General features: G+C 75.0%; 13 protein-coding genes. 4 read left to right on the forward strand and 9 right to left on the reverse strand.

Annotated elements, in window-relative coordinates; all coding sequences use genetic code 11:
• The first annotated feature begins 5 nt into the window (after positions 1 to 5).
• The gene (locus tag ACWGH1_RS21685) at positions 6 to 1,448 is read left to right on the forward strand and encodes a cobyrinate a,c-diamide synthase (protein WP_453408926.1); all 1,443 of its coding nucleotides are present in this window, start codon (positions 6 to 8) and stop codon (positions 1,446 to 1,448) included.
• 2 nt (positions 1,449 to 1,450) lie between these two features.
• On the opposite strand, the gene ACWGH1_RS21690 is transcribed toward ACWGH1_RS21685, so the two are convergent.
• Positions 1,451 to 2,224 (reverse strand): ZIP family metal transporter, encoded by a 774-nt coding sequence (locus ACWGH1_RS21690; RefSeq protein WP_453353718.1) that lies wholly within the window; start codon positions 2,222 to 2,224, stop codon positions 1,451 to 1,453.
• An 86-nt stretch (positions 2,225 to 2,310) separates the two neighbouring features.
• Here ACWGH1_RS21690 and cobC point away from each other — a divergent pair, with 86 nt between their 5' ends.
• Entirely contained in the window at positions 2,311 to 3,765 is a 1,455-nt protein-coding gene (gene cobC, locus ACWGH1_RS21695; protein ID WP_453353717.1) for an Rv2231c family pyridoxal phosphate-dependent protein CobC, read from the forward strand.
• A gap of 356 nt (positions 3,766 to 4,121) precedes the next feature.
• Complete coding sequence (locus ACWGH1_RS21700; protein WP_453353716.1) at positions 4,122 to 5,339, forward strand: CapA family protein; 1,218 nt, start codon at positions 4,122 to 4,124, stop codon at positions 5,337 to 5,339.
• A gap of 24 nt (positions 5,340 to 5,363) precedes the next feature.
• Here ACWGH1_RS21700 and ACWGH1_RS21705 read toward each other — a convergent pair whose 3' ends face one another.
• Both ACWGH1_RS21705 and ACWGH1_RS21710 read right to left on the reverse strand, forming a co-directional pair.
• Positions 5,364 to 6,272, reverse strand: a complete 909-nt coding sequence (locus tag ACWGH1_RS21705) for an SCO1860 family LAETG-anchored protein (protein ID WP_453353715.1) — start codon at positions 6,270 to 6,272, stop codon at positions 5,364 to 5,366.
• Positions 6,273 to 6,469: 197 nt separating this feature from the next.
• A complete protein-coding gene (locus ACWGH1_RS21710) occupies positions 6,470 to 7,606 on the reverse strand; it encodes an amidohydrolase family protein (RefSeq protein ID WP_453353714.1) in 1,137 nt (378 codons plus the stop codon).
• A gap of 64 nt (positions 7,607 to 7,670) precedes the next feature.
• Between ACWGH1_RS21710 and ACWGH1_RS21715 the strand changes: the two genes are divergently transcribed.
• Positions 7,671 to 8,738, forward strand: a complete 1,068-nt coding sequence (locus tag ACWGH1_RS21715) for a pyridoxal-phosphate-dependent aminotransferase family protein (protein ID WP_453408927.1) — start codon at positions 7,671 to 7,673, stop codon at positions 8,736 to 8,738.
• A gap of 50 nt (positions 8,739 to 8,788) precedes the next feature.
• On the opposite strand, the gene ACWGH1_RS21720 is transcribed toward ACWGH1_RS21715, so the two are convergent.
• The 6 genes from ACWGH1_RS21720 to ACWGH1_RS21745 all read right to left on the reverse strand — a co-directional run bounded on the left by ACWGH1_RS21720 (position 8,789) and on the right by ACWGH1_RS21745 (position 14,704).
• Positions 8,789 to 9,838 (reverse strand): aminotransferase class V-fold PLP-dependent enzyme, encoded by a 1,050-nt coding sequence (locus ACWGH1_RS21720; protein WP_453408919.1) that lies wholly within the window; start codon positions 9,836 to 9,838, stop codon positions 8,789 to 8,791.
• A 43-nt stretch (positions 9,839 to 9,881) separates the two neighbouring features.
• Positions 9,882 to 10,592, reverse strand: a complete 711-nt coding sequence (locus ACWGH1_RS21725; protein ID WP_453352619.1) for a DsbA family oxidoreductase — start codon at positions 10,590 to 10,592, stop codon at positions 9,882 to 9,884.
• 80 nt (positions 10,593 to 10,672) lie between these two features.
• A complete protein-coding gene (locus ACWGH1_RS21730) occupies positions 10,673 to 11,164 on the reverse strand; it encodes an N-acetyltransferase family protein (protein WP_453352618.1) in 492 nt (163 codons plus the stop codon).
• A 62-nt stretch (positions 11,165 to 11,226) separates the two neighbouring features.
• Complete coding sequence (locus ACWGH1_RS21735) at positions 11,227 to 12,675, reverse strand: peptidoglycan D,D-transpeptidase FtsI family protein (protein ID WP_453352617.1); 1,449 nt, start codon at positions 12,673 to 12,675, stop codon at positions 11,227 to 11,229.
• A 62-nt stretch (positions 12,676 to 12,737) separates the two neighbouring features.
• Positions 12,738 to 13,403, reverse strand: a complete 666-nt coding sequence (locus ACWGH1_RS21740; protein ID WP_453408920.1) for a response regulator — start codon at positions 13,401 to 13,403, stop codon at positions 12,738 to 12,740.
• The gene (locus ACWGH1_RS21745; RefSeq protein WP_453352615.1) at positions 13,400 to 14,704 is read right to left on the reverse strand and encodes a sensor histidine kinase; all 1,305 of its coding nucleotides are present in this window, start codon (positions 14,702 to 14,704) and stop codon (positions 13,400 to 13,402) included. Before ACWGH1_RS21745 ends, ACWGH1_RS21740 begins: the two co-directional genes overlap by 4 nt.
• Positions 14,705 to 14,722 lie beyond the last annotated feature (18 nt).

Here is a 14,722-nt window from a genome sequence, read left to right on the forward strand (position 1 = left end):
TCCACATGCCGCGGCTGGTGATCGCCGCGCCGTCCTCCGGCAGCGGCAAGACCACCGTGGCGACGGGCCTGATGGCGGCGTTCGCGGAGCGCGGCCTCGCCGTGTCCCCGCACAAGGCCGGGCCCGACTACATCGACCCCGGCTACCACGCGCTGGCCACCGGCCGGCCGGGGCGGAACCTGGACGCCTTCATGTGCGGGCCCGAGCTGGTCGCGCCGCTGTTCGCCCACGGGGCGGCTGGCTGCGACCTGGCCCTCGTCGAAGGCGTGATGGGGCTGTACGACGGGGCCGCGGGGCGGGGTGAGCTGGCGTCGACGGCGCAGGTCGCCAAGCTGCTGCGGGCGCCGGTGGTGCTCGTGGTGGACGCGTCCTCGCAGTCGCGTTCGGTGGCGGCGCTGGTGCACGGTTTCGCGTCGTTCGACCCCCAGGTGCGCCTGGGCGGGGTGATCCTCAACAAGGTCGGTTCCGACCGGCACGAGGTGATGCTGCGGGAGGCGCTGGAGGAGGCCGGGATGCCGGTACTGGGCGTCTTGCGGCGGGCTCCCCAGGTGGCCGCGCCGTCGCGCCACCTGGGGCTGGTGCCGGTGGCGGAGCGGCGGGCCGACGCGGTGGCCGCGGTGGCGGCGCTGGCGGACCAGGTGCGGGCCGGATGCGATCTGGAAGGCCTCCTGGCCCTGGCCCGCACGGCCCCGCCGCTGGACTGCGAAGCCTGGTCCCCGGCACAGGCGCTGTCCGGTGCCACGGCGCCCGATTCCGGCGCCGCCCGGCAAAACCCGGCCCCGCCGGCGTTCGAGGCGCGGGGGCTCGCGGGCAGTGCCCCCGACAACGGGGCTGCGCCGAACGAACCCCCCGTCATCGCTGTCGCCGGCGGGGCCGCGTTCACGTTCTCGTACGCGGAGCACGCGGAGCTCCTCACGGCGGCGGGGGCGGAGGTCGTCACCTTCGACCCGCTCCGGGACGAGGCGCTGCCCGAGGGGACCACCGGCCTGGTGATCGGCGGCGGGTTCCCCGAGGTGTACGCGCCCGAGCTGTCCGCCAACGCACCGCTGCGCCGGGCCGTCGCGGGCTTCGCCGCGGCGGGCGGCCCGGTGGCGGCCGAGTGCGCCGGGCTGCTGTACCTGGCGCGGTCGCTGGACGGGAAGCCGATGTGCGGGGTGCTCGACGCCGACGCGCGGATGTCGGAGCGGCTGACGCTGGGCTACCGCGAGGCGGTGGCGGTGTCGGACAGCGCGCTCGCCGCCGCCGGGACCCGGCTGCGGGGCCACGAGTTCCACCGGACGGTGATCGAGCCCGCCGCCGGGGCGACCCCCGCCTGGGGGTTCACCCACCCCGAACGCCGCGTCGAGGGCTTCGTCCAGGGCGGGGTCCACGCCAGTTACCTGCACACGCACTGGGCCGCCCAGCCCTCCGTCGCCCGGCGGTTCGCGGCAGCGGCGGCGCGACGGTGAGTTCAGTCCGCCAGGCCGACCACGAGCCAGATCCCGGCCACCCCGCCCACCGTGCACAGCAGCGTGGACAGGGCGGGGTGCCGGTGGTGCGCCTCGGGCAGGATCTCGGCGGCGGCCAGGTAGAGCAGGACGCCGGCGAAGAAGCCGAGGTACGCCCCGAGCGGTTCCTCCGGGAGGGTGAACAGCAGGGTGGAAAGGGCGCCCACGACCGGCGCGACGGCGTCCGCGAAGAGCATCATCCGCGCCTTGCGGCGGGCGTTCCCGTACAGGCTGGTGAGCGTGTACGTGTTGAACCCGTCGGCGAAGTCGTGCGTCACGACGGCGAGGGCGACGGCCACGCCCATCCCGCCGCCGACTTGGAAGGCGGCGCCGAGGGCCACCCCGTCGGCGAGGCTGTGGCCGACCATGGCGGCGGCCGCGGCGAGCCCGACCTCGGGGGCGCGGCGCGCGTGGTCGCGGGCCTGGGGACGGGGGTGCGGGTGGCCGTGCGGGGCTCCGTTCTCGGCGCCGTGCGCGGCCTGCCGTACGGCGAGCAGGCGCTCGGCGACGTGCGCGAGCAGGAAGCCGGTGACGAAGAGCAGCAGGGCGAGCGGAACACCGAGCACTTCGCGCCCCGCCGCCCGCATCGCCTCGGGGAGCAGGTCGAGGCCGACGACGCCGAGCATCAGCCCGCCGGCCAGGCCCAGCACGAGGTGGCGCCGGTCGGTGACGCGCTGCGCCGTCCATCCGCCCGCCAGGGTCATCAGGAACGCGCCCAACGCCACGATCACGGCCATGTGCCCCTGAATACCGATTGTCGGCGCCGTGCGCACTTCCCCGCGCGGGCCGGGTGCGAAGACGCAGGGCCGACGGCGGCCCGACAATGACTCGACAGGACGACGGAGGGAGGGCCCCGGTGGGCGAGTACGCGACCCGGCTGGTGGTCGGGGTGGGCGGACGTGCGGGGGTCTCCGTGGCGGAGGTCTGTGCGCTGGTCGAGGAGACGCTGCGGGGGGCCGGGCTGGCCACCGACGCGGTGACGGCCCTGGCCACGGTGGAGCCGAAGACGAAGGAGGCGGGCATCGCGGGCGCGGCGAAACGTTTCGGCGTGCCGCTGCTCGGCTACTCGGCGGAGAAGCTGGCAGCCATCCCGGTACCGCACCCCTCGGACGCGGCGCGCGACGGCGTCGGCACCGCCTCGGTGGCGGAGGCCGCGGCGCTCGCGGGCGGCGGGGAACTCCTCGTACCCAAACGCCGGTCGGTGGCGGCGACCTGCGCCGTCGCCACCGCGCAGGGGCACGACCTGCGCCATCACGGGGACGCGGAGGTACGGGACGCGGACGGGGCGCTGGTCGACCTCGCGGTCAACGTACGGGCGCACACGCCCCCGGAGTGGCTCAAGCAGCGGATCGCGGCCTCCCTCGGGGATCTCGCGGCGTACCCCGACGACCGCGCGGCCCGCGCGGCGGTGGCGCAGCGGCACGGGCTGCCGGCCGGGCGGGTGCTGTTGACGGCGGGGGCGGCGGAGGCGTTCGTGCTGATCGCGCGGGCGCTGGGCGCCGTACGGCCGGTGGTGGTGCATCCGCAGTTCACCGAGCCGGAGGCGGCCCTGCGGGACGCCGGCCACCGGGTGGAGCGGGTGGTGCTGCGGGCGGCGGACGGGTTCCGGCTGGACCCGGCGGCGGTGCCGGAGGAAGCCGACCTGGTGGTGGTCGGGAACCCGACCAACCCGACGTCCGTGCTGCACCCGGCGGCCACCCTGGCGGCGCTGGCCCGGCCGGGCCGGATCCTGGTGGTGGACGAGGCCTTCATGGACGCGGTCCCGGGCGAACGGGAGGCGCTGGCGGGCCGGACGGACGTACCGGGGCTGGTGGTGCTGCGCAGCCTGACGAAGACCTGGGGGCTGGCGGGGCTGCGGATCGGGTACGTGCTGGCCGAGCCGGAGGTGATCGCGAAGCTGGCGGCGGCGCAGCCGCTGTGGCCGGTGTCCACCCCGGCCCTGGTGGCGGCGCAGGCGTGCATGAGCCCGGAGGCGCTGGCGGAGGCGGAGGCGGTGGCGCGGCAGATCACGGTGGACCGGGCGCACCTGCTGGCGGGGCTGGCGGAGTTCGAGGAGATCTCGGTGTCGGGGGAGGCGCAGGGGCCGTTCGTACTGATCCGGGTCGCGGGCGCGGAGCAGGTCCGCGCCCGCCTGCGCGCGCTGGGCTTCGCGGTCCGCCGGGGGGACACCTTCCCGGGCCTGGACGCCGGCTGGCTCCGCCTCGCGGTCCGCGACCGCCCCACGACGGGCCGCCTCCTCCAGGCCCTGGACCACGCCCTGACCCTGACCACCCGATAGCCCCCGGTCCGGCCCCAAGCCGGACCGCCAGCCCTGCCCGGCCTCCCGGGGCAGGACCCCGCCTGCGGCCGGCGAGGCACGCCGCCGCCGGGTCCGGGGCAGCGCCCGGGGGGCCGGCTCCGCCGGTACCGGGCCACGGCCCCGGGCACGGCTGGACGTCGGTCCCACACGAACGGCCCCGGGGGGCGCTTCCATTGCCCGCCCACCGGCAGGGCCGCCCCGGCCGCAGACGTCCCGGCGATCGAGGCGCCGGGGCCGGGGCCGGGACGTGGGCCGGGGGTGGGGGTCGCATGGCGGTGGGGCGGGGCGTGCGGGAGGATCCCGGTAGTGGCATTCGGGATCACGGGGGTACGAGGATGAAGGCAGCCGGCCGGATGGGCGCGGCCCTGGGCGGGCTGGCGCTGCTGGGCGGAGCGGTGTACGCCGTACCGGTGCTCCTGGACCGGGCCGGCGGCGGCGCCGCCGAACAGCGGCTCGGGCCCAAGCCCGGGCGGGACGCCCCGGCCGCACCCGCCGGGAAGCCGTTCACCCTGGTGGCGACCGGGGACCTGATTCCGTACCCCTCGATCATCCGGCGCGCGGCGGACGACGCCCGAGGCACCGGCCAGAGCCACGACTTCCGCGAGATACTCGCCGGCGTCAAGCCCATCGTCTCCGCCGCCGACCTGGCGATATGCCACCACGAGATACCGTACGGGCCGCCCGGCGGCCCCTACACCGGCTATCCCGCCTTCAAGGCCCCGCACCAGCTGGCCGACGCCCTCAAGGACGCCGGGTACGACAGCTGCTCCACCGCCTCCAACCACACCCTGGACGACGGCTACGCGGGCCTCTCCCGCACCCTCGACCACCTCGACCGCGTCGGCCTCAAGCACGTCGGCTCGGCCCGCGGCGCCGAGGAGGCCGCCGCCCCCGCCGTGCTCCAGGCGGGCGGCGCGAAGGTCGCCCAGCTGGACTACACCTACGGCACGAACGGCATCCCGCTCCCGGCCGGCAAGCCCTGGTCCGTCAACCTCATCGACCAGAACCGGATCATCGCCGACGCCCGCGCCGCCCGCGCGGCCGGCGCGAACGTCGTCGTCCTCAGCATCCACTGGGGCACGGAGTGGCAGACCGCGCCCGACCGGCAGCAGAGCGACCTCGCCCAGGCGCTGACCGCCTCCCGCGCCCCCGACGGACTCCCCGACATCGATCTGGTCATCGGGACGCACAACCACGTACCGCAGCCCTACGAGAAGATCAACGGCACGTGGGTGGTCTACGGCATGGGCGACCAGATCGCCAGCTTCTACGAAACCGCCCAGCTGCGCGGCAACATGTCCTCGGTGCCCCGCTTCACCTTCGCCCCGGCCGCCGCGCACCCGGGCCGCTGGGAGGTGGTGAAGGCCGAATACCTCACGCAGTACTCGGACATGGGGCCGCCGTTCCGGGTGGTCTGCGCCTCCTGCGCCGCTGCCGACGGCTCGCTGACCGCCGCCAAGCGCAGCGAGTACGCCCGCGTCGACGAGCAGGTCACCGCCGCGGTGACCGCCCGGGGCGCGACCGCCCAGGGGCTGGAGCACGCCACGCGCTGACGGGCCCCGCGGCCGGCCGGGTCGCTACGAGGACCTGCCGCGCCGGGTGAGGACCAGCGCGCCGGCGCCGACGCCGAGCAGCAGCAGCGCCCCGCCCGCCACGTAGGGGGTCGCCGAACCGCTCCCGGTCTCGGCCAGGTCGGCGCGCGCGGGTGCCGTACCGCCGGCCACCGTCCGGGTCTTGACGTCCGGGGCGGGGGCGGACCCGCTCGGCGCGGGGCCGGACGGCGCCTCGCAGTGTGCTTCGGCCAGGACGATCTCGCCCTCGACCTCGGCCACGTTCAGCTTCAGCGGGTTCACCGAGACCTTGAGCCGGAGCGCGGCCGCGGCGGCCGTGGTGGAGGTGGTCTGCGTACCGGACAGTTCCAGGGAGACCAGGCCGACCCCGGGGACCTCGACCTTGGTCGGGCCGCCCGCCGACAAGGTGACCTTCTTGCCTAGGACGGTGACGGCGCCGAGCACGTTCGCGGTGGCCACCGGCTTGCGGCCGGTCTCGCACACCGCCTTGGAGGTGACCTGCCCGACCTGGATCAGGGAGAGCAGCGGCAGTCCCGGCACGTGCACCTCGGCGTTGGCCAGGTGCGACTCCGCCCGGGCGCGCTGTGCGTCGGCGGTCGCCTTGGCGGTGGCGACGTCCGCCCGCAGGACGCTGACCGGCTTGCCCTGTTCGGCCCCGTCGAGGGTCACCGTGAGGGCGGTCTTCTCGGCCGTCGCGGGGGCGTTGACCTCGTTGAGGGTGGTGCGGAGCGGAACGCGCACGGCCTGGCCCAGCAGGCCGACGTCGAGCCCGGCGCGCAGGACGACGGCGCCGGCCTTGCCCTCGGCCGCCGCGCTGCCGCCGCCGGTGGCGGAGGCGGGCGGCGCGGTGAGCAGGGCCACCGCCCCCGTGGCGAGCAGGACGGCCGCGGGCATGCGGAAGGTGTTGCTGTTCAAGGTGGTGGAACCCCCGGGAAGATGGGTGCCGTCGGGCGGCCAATGGGGGACATCGCGCACGCCGACGGCTTCGACCCTCGGATTCTTTAAGCACTGTGGGTGAACGGGGGCACACCTGAGGTGACTTCACCCCAACGGGTGGTTTCCGACCGAGTGTGCGAATCATCCGCCCCATAAGGAACGGGAGTTCCCACTGTTCACGCCCGGACGGCCCCGTTGACCACCACCCGCAGCGGCTGCGCCAGGGTCCGTACGTCAACCCGCGGGTCCGAGCCGTAGACCACGAGGTCGGCCGGCGCGCCCTCGGTCAGGCCGGGCCTGCCGAGCCACTCGCGGGCCGCCCAGGCGGTGGCCGAGAGGGCGGCCGGCACCGGGATCCCGGCCTTCACCAGCTCCGCGACCTCGGCGGCGACCAGGCCGTGCGGCAGGGAGCCGCCCGCGTCGGTGCCGACGTAGACGGGAACTCCCGCGTCGTAGGCGGCCCGTACCGTGTCGTACCGGCGCTCGTGCAGCCGCCGCATGTGCGCGGACCAGGCCGGGAACTTCGCCTCGCCGCCGGCCGCCAGCTTGGGGAACGTCGCGATGTTCACCAGGGTCGGGACGATGGCGACCCCGCGCTCCGCGAACAGCGGGACGGTGTCCTCGGTGAGTCCGGTGGCGTGCTCGATGCAGTCGATGCCCGCCTCGACGAGGTCGCGCAGCGAGTCCTCGGCGAAGCAGTGCGCGGTGACCCGGGCACCGAGGCGGTGCGCCTCGGCGATGGCCGCCTCGGCCTCCGCCCGGGGCCAGCAGGCGGTCAGGTCCCCAGCGTCGCGGTCGATCCAGTCGCCGACCAGCTTGACCCAGCCGTCACCGCGCCGCGCCTCGCGCCCCACGTACTCGACGAGGTCGCCCGGCTCGATCTCGTGCGCGTAGTTGCGGATGTAGCGGCGGGTCCGGGCGATGTGCCGGCCCGCCCGGATGATCTTCGGCAGGTCCTCGCGGTCGTCGATCCAGCGGGTGTCGGAGGGCGATCCGGCGTCGCGGATCAGCAGGGTGCCGGCGTCACGGTCGGTGAGCGCCTGCCGTTCGGCGGTCCCGGCGTCGACGGGCCCGTGGGCGTCCAGGCCCACGTGGCAGTGCGCGTCGACCAGACCGGGCAGGGTCCAGCCGGCGATCGTGGTGATCTCGCGGGCGGTGCGCGGGCGCTCGTAGGAGATCCGGCCGCCGATCACCCACAGTTCGTCGCGCACGTCGTCGGGTCCGACGAGCACCCGCCCCTTGACGTGCAGCACTTCGCCCCCGGGGCCGCCGTCGGCCCGGCCCGCTCCACCCACCTCGCGCGCATCGCTCATGGCGGCACCTTACGTCCGTGCTGGGTAGGCTCGGCCGGTGACCCCGGACGAAGAGAGCACCGCCGTGACCCACCCCCTGCTGGACCTCCCGCCGCTGACCGCCGCCCGTTTCGCGTCGATCGAGCGGGGGGTGGCGGAACTGCTCGGTACCCGCCAGGACGTGGTGGTCACCCAGGGCGAGGCACTGCTGCCGCTGGAGGCGTGCATCCGCTCGGGTGCCCGTCCCGGTTCGACGGCCCTGAACATCGTGACCGGCCCGTACGGAACCACGTTCGGCAACTGGCTGCGGGACTGCGGGGCGACGGTGGTGGACCTGGCGGTGCCGTTCCACACCGCCGTCACGGGGGAGCAGGTCGCCGGGGCGCTGGCCGAGCACCCGGAGATCGACTTCGTGTCGCTGGTGCACGCCGAGGCCGCGACGGGCAACACCAACCCGGTCGCCGAGATCGGCGAGGCGGTCCGGGCCCACGGCGCCCTGTTCATGCTGGACGCGGTGGCCTCGGTGGCCGCCGAGCCGCTGCTCCCGGACGCCTGGGGCGTGGACCTGTGCGTGATCGGCGCGCAGAAGGCGATGGGCGGCCCGGCGGGCGTCTCGGCGGTGTCGGTCTCCGAGCGCGCGTGGGCCCGGTTCGCGCAGAACCCGGCCGCGCCCCGGCGTTCGTACCTGTCGCTGCTGGACTGGAAGGAGCGCTGGATCGACGCCGGCCGTACGACGCTGCTGCACGCTCCCGCGCAGCTGGAGATGCTGGCGCTGGAGGCCTGCCTGGACCGGATCTCCGCCGAGGGGCTGCCCGCGGTGGCGGGCCGGCACGCGGCCGCGGCCGCCGCGACCCGTGCGGGCGCGACGGCGCTGGGCGTGGCCCCGTACGTCCCGGTGGCGGCGGAGGCGGCGCCGGTGGCGACGACCCTGCGGGTGGCGGACGCCTCCGTGGTGGTGGCCAAGGCGCTGTCGGCGGACCCGGCGGCGCCGCTCGCGGCGGGCGGCGGGGCGCTGGCCCAGGAGATGATCCGGGTCAACCACTACGGCCCGGCGGCCTCCCTGGAGACGGTACGGGCGTCCCTGACCGCCCTGGCCTCCGCCTTGTCGGCCGACCCCGCCCCGGCCCTCGCCGCGGCGGCCGCGGCCTGGTAGCGCGCCGCCGCGACCGCCGGGGCGACCGGGTCCGGCCCGGTTCGGCCGGGTCAGCCCGCGAGGACGTCCAGCAGCCGGTCGACGTCGGCTTCGGTGTTGTAGAGGTGGAACGAGGCGCGCAGGCCGCCGGCGCGCGCCGATGTGGCGATGCCCGCGGCCTGGAGCGCGGGCTGGCGGTGGGCCAGGCCGGGCACGGTGACGATCGGGGTCCCGCCGGGCACGGGTTCGTGGCCCAGGCGGGCGAGGCCGGCCCGGTAGCGGGCGGCCAGGGCGGTGTTGTGCGCGTGGACGGCGCCGATGCCGATCCGCTCCAGCAGCGCCAGCGAGGGCTCGGCGGCGTGGTAGCCGAGGAAGGCCGGGGACTCGTCGAAGCGCCGCGCCCCTCCGGCCAGTCGCGGCATCGGCCCGTAGGTGGCGTCCCACACCGACTCCGCCGCCACCCAGCCCGCGTGCAGCGGGGTGAGGGTGTCCTGGGCCTCCTCGGACACGGTGAGGTACGAGGCTCCGCGCGCCCCGAGCAGCCACTTGTAGCCGGCGGTGACGGTGTAGTCGTAGGGCGCGGCGTCGAAGGGCACGCAGCCCGCCGCCTGGGTCGCGTCGACGAGCATCCGCGCGCCGTGGGCGGCCGTCGCGGCCCGGACCGCCGCCAGGTCGGCGGTCCGGCCGTCGGCCGACTGTACGGCCGACAGCGAGACGAGTGCGGTGTCCGGACCGACGGCTTCGGCCAGCGACTCCAGCGGGGCGAACCGGAGCTTGACGTCGGCGCGCACCACGAAGGGGTTCATCACCGAGGCGAAGTCTCCCTCGGGGCAGAGGACTTCGGATCCGGCGGGGAGGGCGGCCGCGACGAGGCCGACGTGGGTGGCGACGGCCGAGCCGAGCGCGACCCGCCCGACGGGCACTCCGACGAGCCGGGCGAAGGCGGCCCGGACCCGGTCGACCCGGTCGAAGTCCCCGAACCCGGCCGGGTCCCCGGCCCCGGCGGCCTCGGCCAGGGCCCGGACCTCGGCGACGGCGGAACGCGGGAGCACCCCGTAGTTGGCCGTGTTGAGGTAGGTGGTGGAGTGCGCGAACTCGGCCCTGAGGGCGGGGAGGTCCATGTCCTCAACTCTGCGCCAGGACCGGGTTCGGCGTCCATGCCCGTTACGCCCGGGGAACGGCGCACGCCCCGTCGGGCTCGCAGGCCTCGCCGTCGGCGGCCTCGGCCGGGGCGACCTCGCGGCCGGCCCACGCCTGCTCCAAAGCCCGGGTGAACACCTCGGCGGGCTGCCCGCCGGAGATGCCGTAGCGGCGGTCGAGGACGAAGAAGGGCACGGCGTTGGCGCCCAGCTCGGCCGCCTCGCGCTCGTCGGCGCGCACGTCGTCGGCGTAGGCGGATCCGTCGGCGAGGACCGTACGGGCCTCGGCCTCGTCGAGCCCGGCCTCGACGGCGAGCGCGATGAGCACCTCGGGGTCGAAGACGGAGCGCTCCTGCGCGAAGTTGGCGCGGAAGGCCAGGTCGAGCAGCTCTTCCTGACGGCCCCGGGCGGCGGCCAGGTGCAGCAGCCGGTGGATGTCGAAGGTGTTGCCGTGGTCGCGCCCCTCGGTCCGGTAGGCCAGCCCCTCGCCGCGGGCACTGGCGGCGACGTGCTCCTCCATGCCGCGCGCTTCGTCGAGGGTGCGGCCGTACTTCTTGGCCAGCATCTCCACGACGGGCGCGGTCACGCCCTTGGGGCCGTGCGGGTCGAGCTCGAAGGACCGGAAGACGACCTCCACCTCGTCGCGGTGCGCGAACTCGGCCAGCCCCTTCGTGAACCGGGCCTTGCCGATGTAGCACCACGGGCAGGCGATGTCGCTCCAGATCTCGACGCGCATGATCCTTCTTCTCTCGGTCGCGGGGACCGCCCGTTCGGGAGGAGCGGGCGGTTTCCGCTTCAACCAACTGCCGGAACGTCTCATTCCCCGGACGGGGCCGCCACGCTCAGCCACAGCGTGACGTGGCTGCCGGAGCGGGGGACCTGCGGGTCCTGGCGCCAGCCGTGGGCGGCGTAGAAGGACTGTGCGCGCACGTTGTGCTCGTAGACCTCCAGCCGGGCCCGGCGGACTCCCGCCCGGCGCCAGGTGTCCAGGCAGGCGGAGTGCAGAGCGGTGCCGGTGCCGCGGCGCCAGTGGCCGGGGTCCACGTGGAGCTGGGTGAGGACGCTCTGCGCGTCGGCGGTGCGGTACGCGGCGACACCGGTGAGCACACCGTCCTGTTCGGCACAGAACACCCCGCCCTCCGGGCCGGTCCGCACGACGGCGCGGGCCCAGCCCTCGCGGCAGCGCGCGAGTTCGGCCTCGCCCCCGTAGACCTCCTCGGGGACACGCCCCTGGTAGTAGGTGGCCCGGGCCCGGGTGTGCAGGGCGGCTATGGCGTCGAGGTCGTCGGGGCGCGCGGCTCTGATCATGGATAGGGAAACGCGCCGCGAACCGTGGCGGTTCCCGGCGCGGCGCCCCGTGCGGGCGGAGGCTACTTCTTGAGCCACGCCTCCATCATCTTCTGCGCGATGGGCGCGGCCAGCTTGCCGCCGCCGATCTCGGACCGGTCGGTGTCCGAGTTCTCGATCACCACGGCGACCGCGATCCGCTTGCCGTCGAGCTTGCCGTACGAGGTGAACCAGGCGAGCGGCGGCAGGCTGTTGTTCACGCCGCGCTGCGCGGTACCCGTCTTCCCGCCGACCTCGGCGCCCGGGACCTGCGCGGGCTTGCCGCCGCCCTGCGTGGCGACGGTGCGCATGGCGTCCTGCAGCATCGAGGCGGTCTTGGCGCTCATGACCTCGTCCGACTTGGGATCCTTGAAGCTCTCCAGCACGTTGCCGCCGGAATCGGTGACCTCGGAGACCATGTGCGGGGCGACGAGCTTGCCGCCGTTCTCGATCGCCGCCGTCACCATCGCCATCTGGAGCGGCGTGGCCTGCACGTCGAACTGGCCGATACCCGTCTGTGCGACCTGGTCGACCGACATCTTCTGCGACGGGTACTTGCTCGCCGGCCGGGCGGTGACGGGAGTGGCGGTCTCCGTGTTGAAGCCGAGCTTCTCCGCCATCGCCCGCATCTTGTCCTGGCCGAGCTTGGATGCCAGTTCGGCGAAGACGTTGTTGCAGGACAGCCGCAGCGCGGTGCGCACGGACACGTTGTTGCACGCCTCGTTGCCCGCCTCGCTGGGCAGGGCGGTGCGGGTGCCCGGGATGGTGTACGCGCCGGGGATGCCGGTGGGCGCGTCGATGTCCGAGACCAGGCCGTTCTCGATGGCGGCGGCCATGGTGACAAGCTTGAAGGTGGATCCGGGGGCCTGCGGCTTGCGCAGCGCCACGTTCTCCATGGCCTTGCCCTGGTCGGCCGAGAGCTCCTTCCAGGCCTCCTCGTCGGTGGCCCCGGTGATCCGGCCCGGGTCGAAGGAGGGGTTGTTCACCATCGCGAGGATCTGCCCGGTCGCCGGGTCGATGGCCACGGCGGAACCCTGCTTGCCCTGCAGCGCGTCGTACGCGGCCTTCTGGACGCCCTTGTCGATGGTGGTCAGCACGTTGCCGGGGGCGGCCCGCTTGTTGGTGAGGATGTCCATCGGTGTCTTGAGCCGGCTGTCGGAGCCGTTGAGGATGTTCTTGTAGACGCCCTCCAGCATGCTCACGCCGTAGGCCTGGGAGCTGTAGCCGGTGATCGGCGCGTACAGGGGGCCGTCGACGTAGGTGCGCTTGTACTGGAAGTCCTTGCCGCCGGTCTTCACCGAGCCGGTGATCGCCTCGCCGCCCACGATGATGTTCCCCAGCGGGTTCTCGTACTGCCCGATGAGGTTGCGCCGGTTGTTCTTGTCGTCTGCGAGCGCCTGGCCTTGGTACGCCTGCACCCAGGTGACCCGTACCAAGAGGGCCGCCACCAGAAGCAGACAGAAGACCGACGCGCGCCTGATCGTCTTGTTCATCCCCCGGAAAGACGCGCGAGCGGCGCCGGACGTTCCGCTCTGCCCCGATTGTGGCCGGGTTCTCAGCTTTTCCTCATGAGGAAGCCCCCCTCGTAGGCCGCGATCACCGCCTGGGTGCGGTCGCGGGAGCCGGTCTTGGCGAGGACGGCGGCGACGTGCGTCTTGACCGTCTGGGGACCGACGCCGAGGCGCTCGCTCACCTCGTGGTTGGACAGGCCGGTGGCGATCAGGCGCAGTACGTCGGCCTCCCGGTCGGTAAGCCGGGCCACCCAGGAGGCGGTGGCGCGGGGGGCGCCGGCCGCATGGGTGGCGGCGAGGGCCCGGACGGCGGAGGGGAACAGGAGGGAATCACCGCGGGCGACGAGCCGTACCGCGCCGATCAGCTCGTCCGGGTCGGCGCGCTTGAGGAGGAAGCCGGCGGCGCCCGCGCGCAGCGCCCCGTAGACGTAGGAGTCGTTCTCGAAGGTGGTGACGACCACGATCCGGGGCGGCTCGGCCATGGTGGCCAGGATCTGTTCCGTGGCACGGATGCCGTCGATCTCCGGCATCCGAACGTCCATCAGGACCACGTCGGGGGCCAGCGCGCGGACGAGGGAAACCGCTTCGGCGCCGCCGACGGCCTCGCCGACGACCTCCAGGTCGGGCTCGGCCTCCAGGATCACCCGCAGGGCGGTGCGGACCATCCGCTCGTCGTCGGCGAGCACGATGCGCAGTGGCGGCCGGCTCATCGCTCTTCCCCGCCCAGTGGAAGGACGGCGCGCAGCCGCCACCGGCCGTCATCCGGGCCGGCTTCGACGCTGCCGCCGAGGAGGGCGGCCCGCTCGGCCGCGCCGAGCAGTCCGCGGCCGCCCCTGTCGCGGGGCTCCGGCCCGTCCGCGGTGCCCTGCGGGTTGGTCATGGTGATCTCCAGTTCACGGTGGGTTCCGTCTTCGTCGCCCTCTACTGCGATCCACAGCTCGACGGGGCCCGCGCCGTGGCGCAGGGCGTTGCTCAGGCCCTCTTGGACGATCCGGTACGCCTCGCGGGAGGCGATCGCGGGGAGCCGGGACCAGTCCCGGGCGGCCCCGGGGTCCTGGTGGGCGGTGATCGGGGTGCCGGCGGCCCGGGAACGGGCGAGCAGGCCGTCGAGGTCGGCGGCGAGCGTCGGCGCGGGCTGCGGCCGGCCCGCCCCGTCGGTCCCGTCGCCCTCCCGCAGCAGGCCCAGCACGGCGTCCAGCTCGCCCACCGTCCGCCGCGTGGTGTCCTCGATCGCGGCCAGCGCCTCGCGCACGAAGTCCGGGTCGCTGTCCAGCACCCGACGGGCGGCGCTCGCCTGGAGGGTGACCGCGCTCAGCGCGTGCCCGACGGCGTCGTGCAGTTCCCTCGCGAGCCGGTTGCGCACCGCGAGGTCGGCCGCCCGCTCCTCCGCCGCCGCCAGCCGGTCGGCCGCGGTCGGCCCGAGGAGGACCGGCGCCGCCCGGGCCAGAAGTGCCCCGGCCGCGGCGGCGCACAGGACGAGCCCGCACAGCAGACCGATCCCGAGCAGCGGGGCGGTGTACGGGGCGGCGGCGGTACTGAACCAGCCGGCCCCCACCGGCGTGTCCCGCAGACGGCGCACGAACGGCAGCACGATCAGCACCGCCGCCATGGGCGGCACCGCGAGGCTCATCCCGCTGATGACGGCCCCGACCCCCAGGTGCAGCGTCCACCAGGCCGAAGTCCGCCCCCGGGCCGGCCAGGACCGGGCCGGCCCCTCCGCCAGTCGCGTGCCCGGCACCCCGCACAGGGCCCGAACGGCCCCCGCCGACATCGGCCGGACGAGCGCGAACACGGCGGTCACCGCGGCCAGCGGCAGGGACACCCCGTAGGCGGCGAAGGTCAGCGGGGTGGAGCCGAGGACGTTGCCCACGCCCGCCACGACGCTGACCGCCACCTCGGCGAGGAGGAAGTACGGCATCAGCAGGGCCCCGCCGAGGATCAGGTGTACCCACCGCCGCCGGGCCCGCGCCCCCAGCAGCCGGCCCACGCCGGCCCGTACCTCCGCCCGCATCCCGCTGCCCCCTGCGTC

It is taken from the genome of Streptomyces sp. NPDC054883 (genome assembly GCF_053610645.1).

Coding starts and splice junctions, on each gene's coding strand:
- ACWGH1_RS21685 (WP_453408926.1), top strand. CDS start 6: ATGCCGCGGCTGGTGATCGCCGCGCCGTCCTCCGGCAGCGGCAAGACC.
- ACWGH1_RS21690 (WP_453353718.1), bottom strand. CDS start 2,224: ATGGCCGTGATCGTGGCGTTGGGCGCGTTCCTGATGACCCTGGCGGGC.
- cobC (WP_453353717.1), top strand. CDS start 2,311: ATGACTCGACAGGACGACGGAGGGAGGGCCCCGGTGGGCGAGTACGCG.
- ACWGH1_RS21700 (WP_453353716.1), top strand. CDS start 4,122: ATGAAGGCAGCCGGCCGGATGGGCGCGGCCCTGGGCGGGCTGGCGCTG.
- ACWGH1_RS21710 (WP_453353714.1), bottom strand. CDS start 7,606: ATGAGCGATGCGCGCGAGGTGGGTGGAGCGGGCCGGGCCGACGGCGGC.
- ACWGH1_RS21720 (WP_453408919.1), bottom strand. CDS start 9,838: ATGGACCTCCCCGCCCTCAGGGCCGAGTTCGCGCACTCCACCACCTAC.
- ACWGH1_RS21725 (WP_453352619.1), bottom strand. CDS start 10,592: ATGCGCGTCGAGATCTGGAGCGACATCGCCTGCCCGTGGTGCTACATC.
- ACWGH1_RS21730 (WP_453352618.1), bottom strand. CDS start 11,164: ATGATCAGAGCCGCGCGCCCCGACGACCTCGACGCCATAGCCGCCCTG.
- ACWGH1_RS21735 (WP_453352617.1), bottom strand. CDS start 12,675: ATGAACAAGACGATCAGGCGCGCGTCGGTCTTCTGTCTGCTTCTGGTG.
- ACWGH1_RS21740 (WP_453408920.1), bottom strand. CDS start 13,403: ATGAGCCGGCCGCCACTGCGCATCGTGCTCGCCGACGACGAGCGGATG.
- ACWGH1_RS21745 (WP_453352615.1), bottom strand. CDS start 14,704: ATGCGGGCGGAGGTACGGGCCGGCGTGGGCCGGCTGCTGGGGGCGCGG.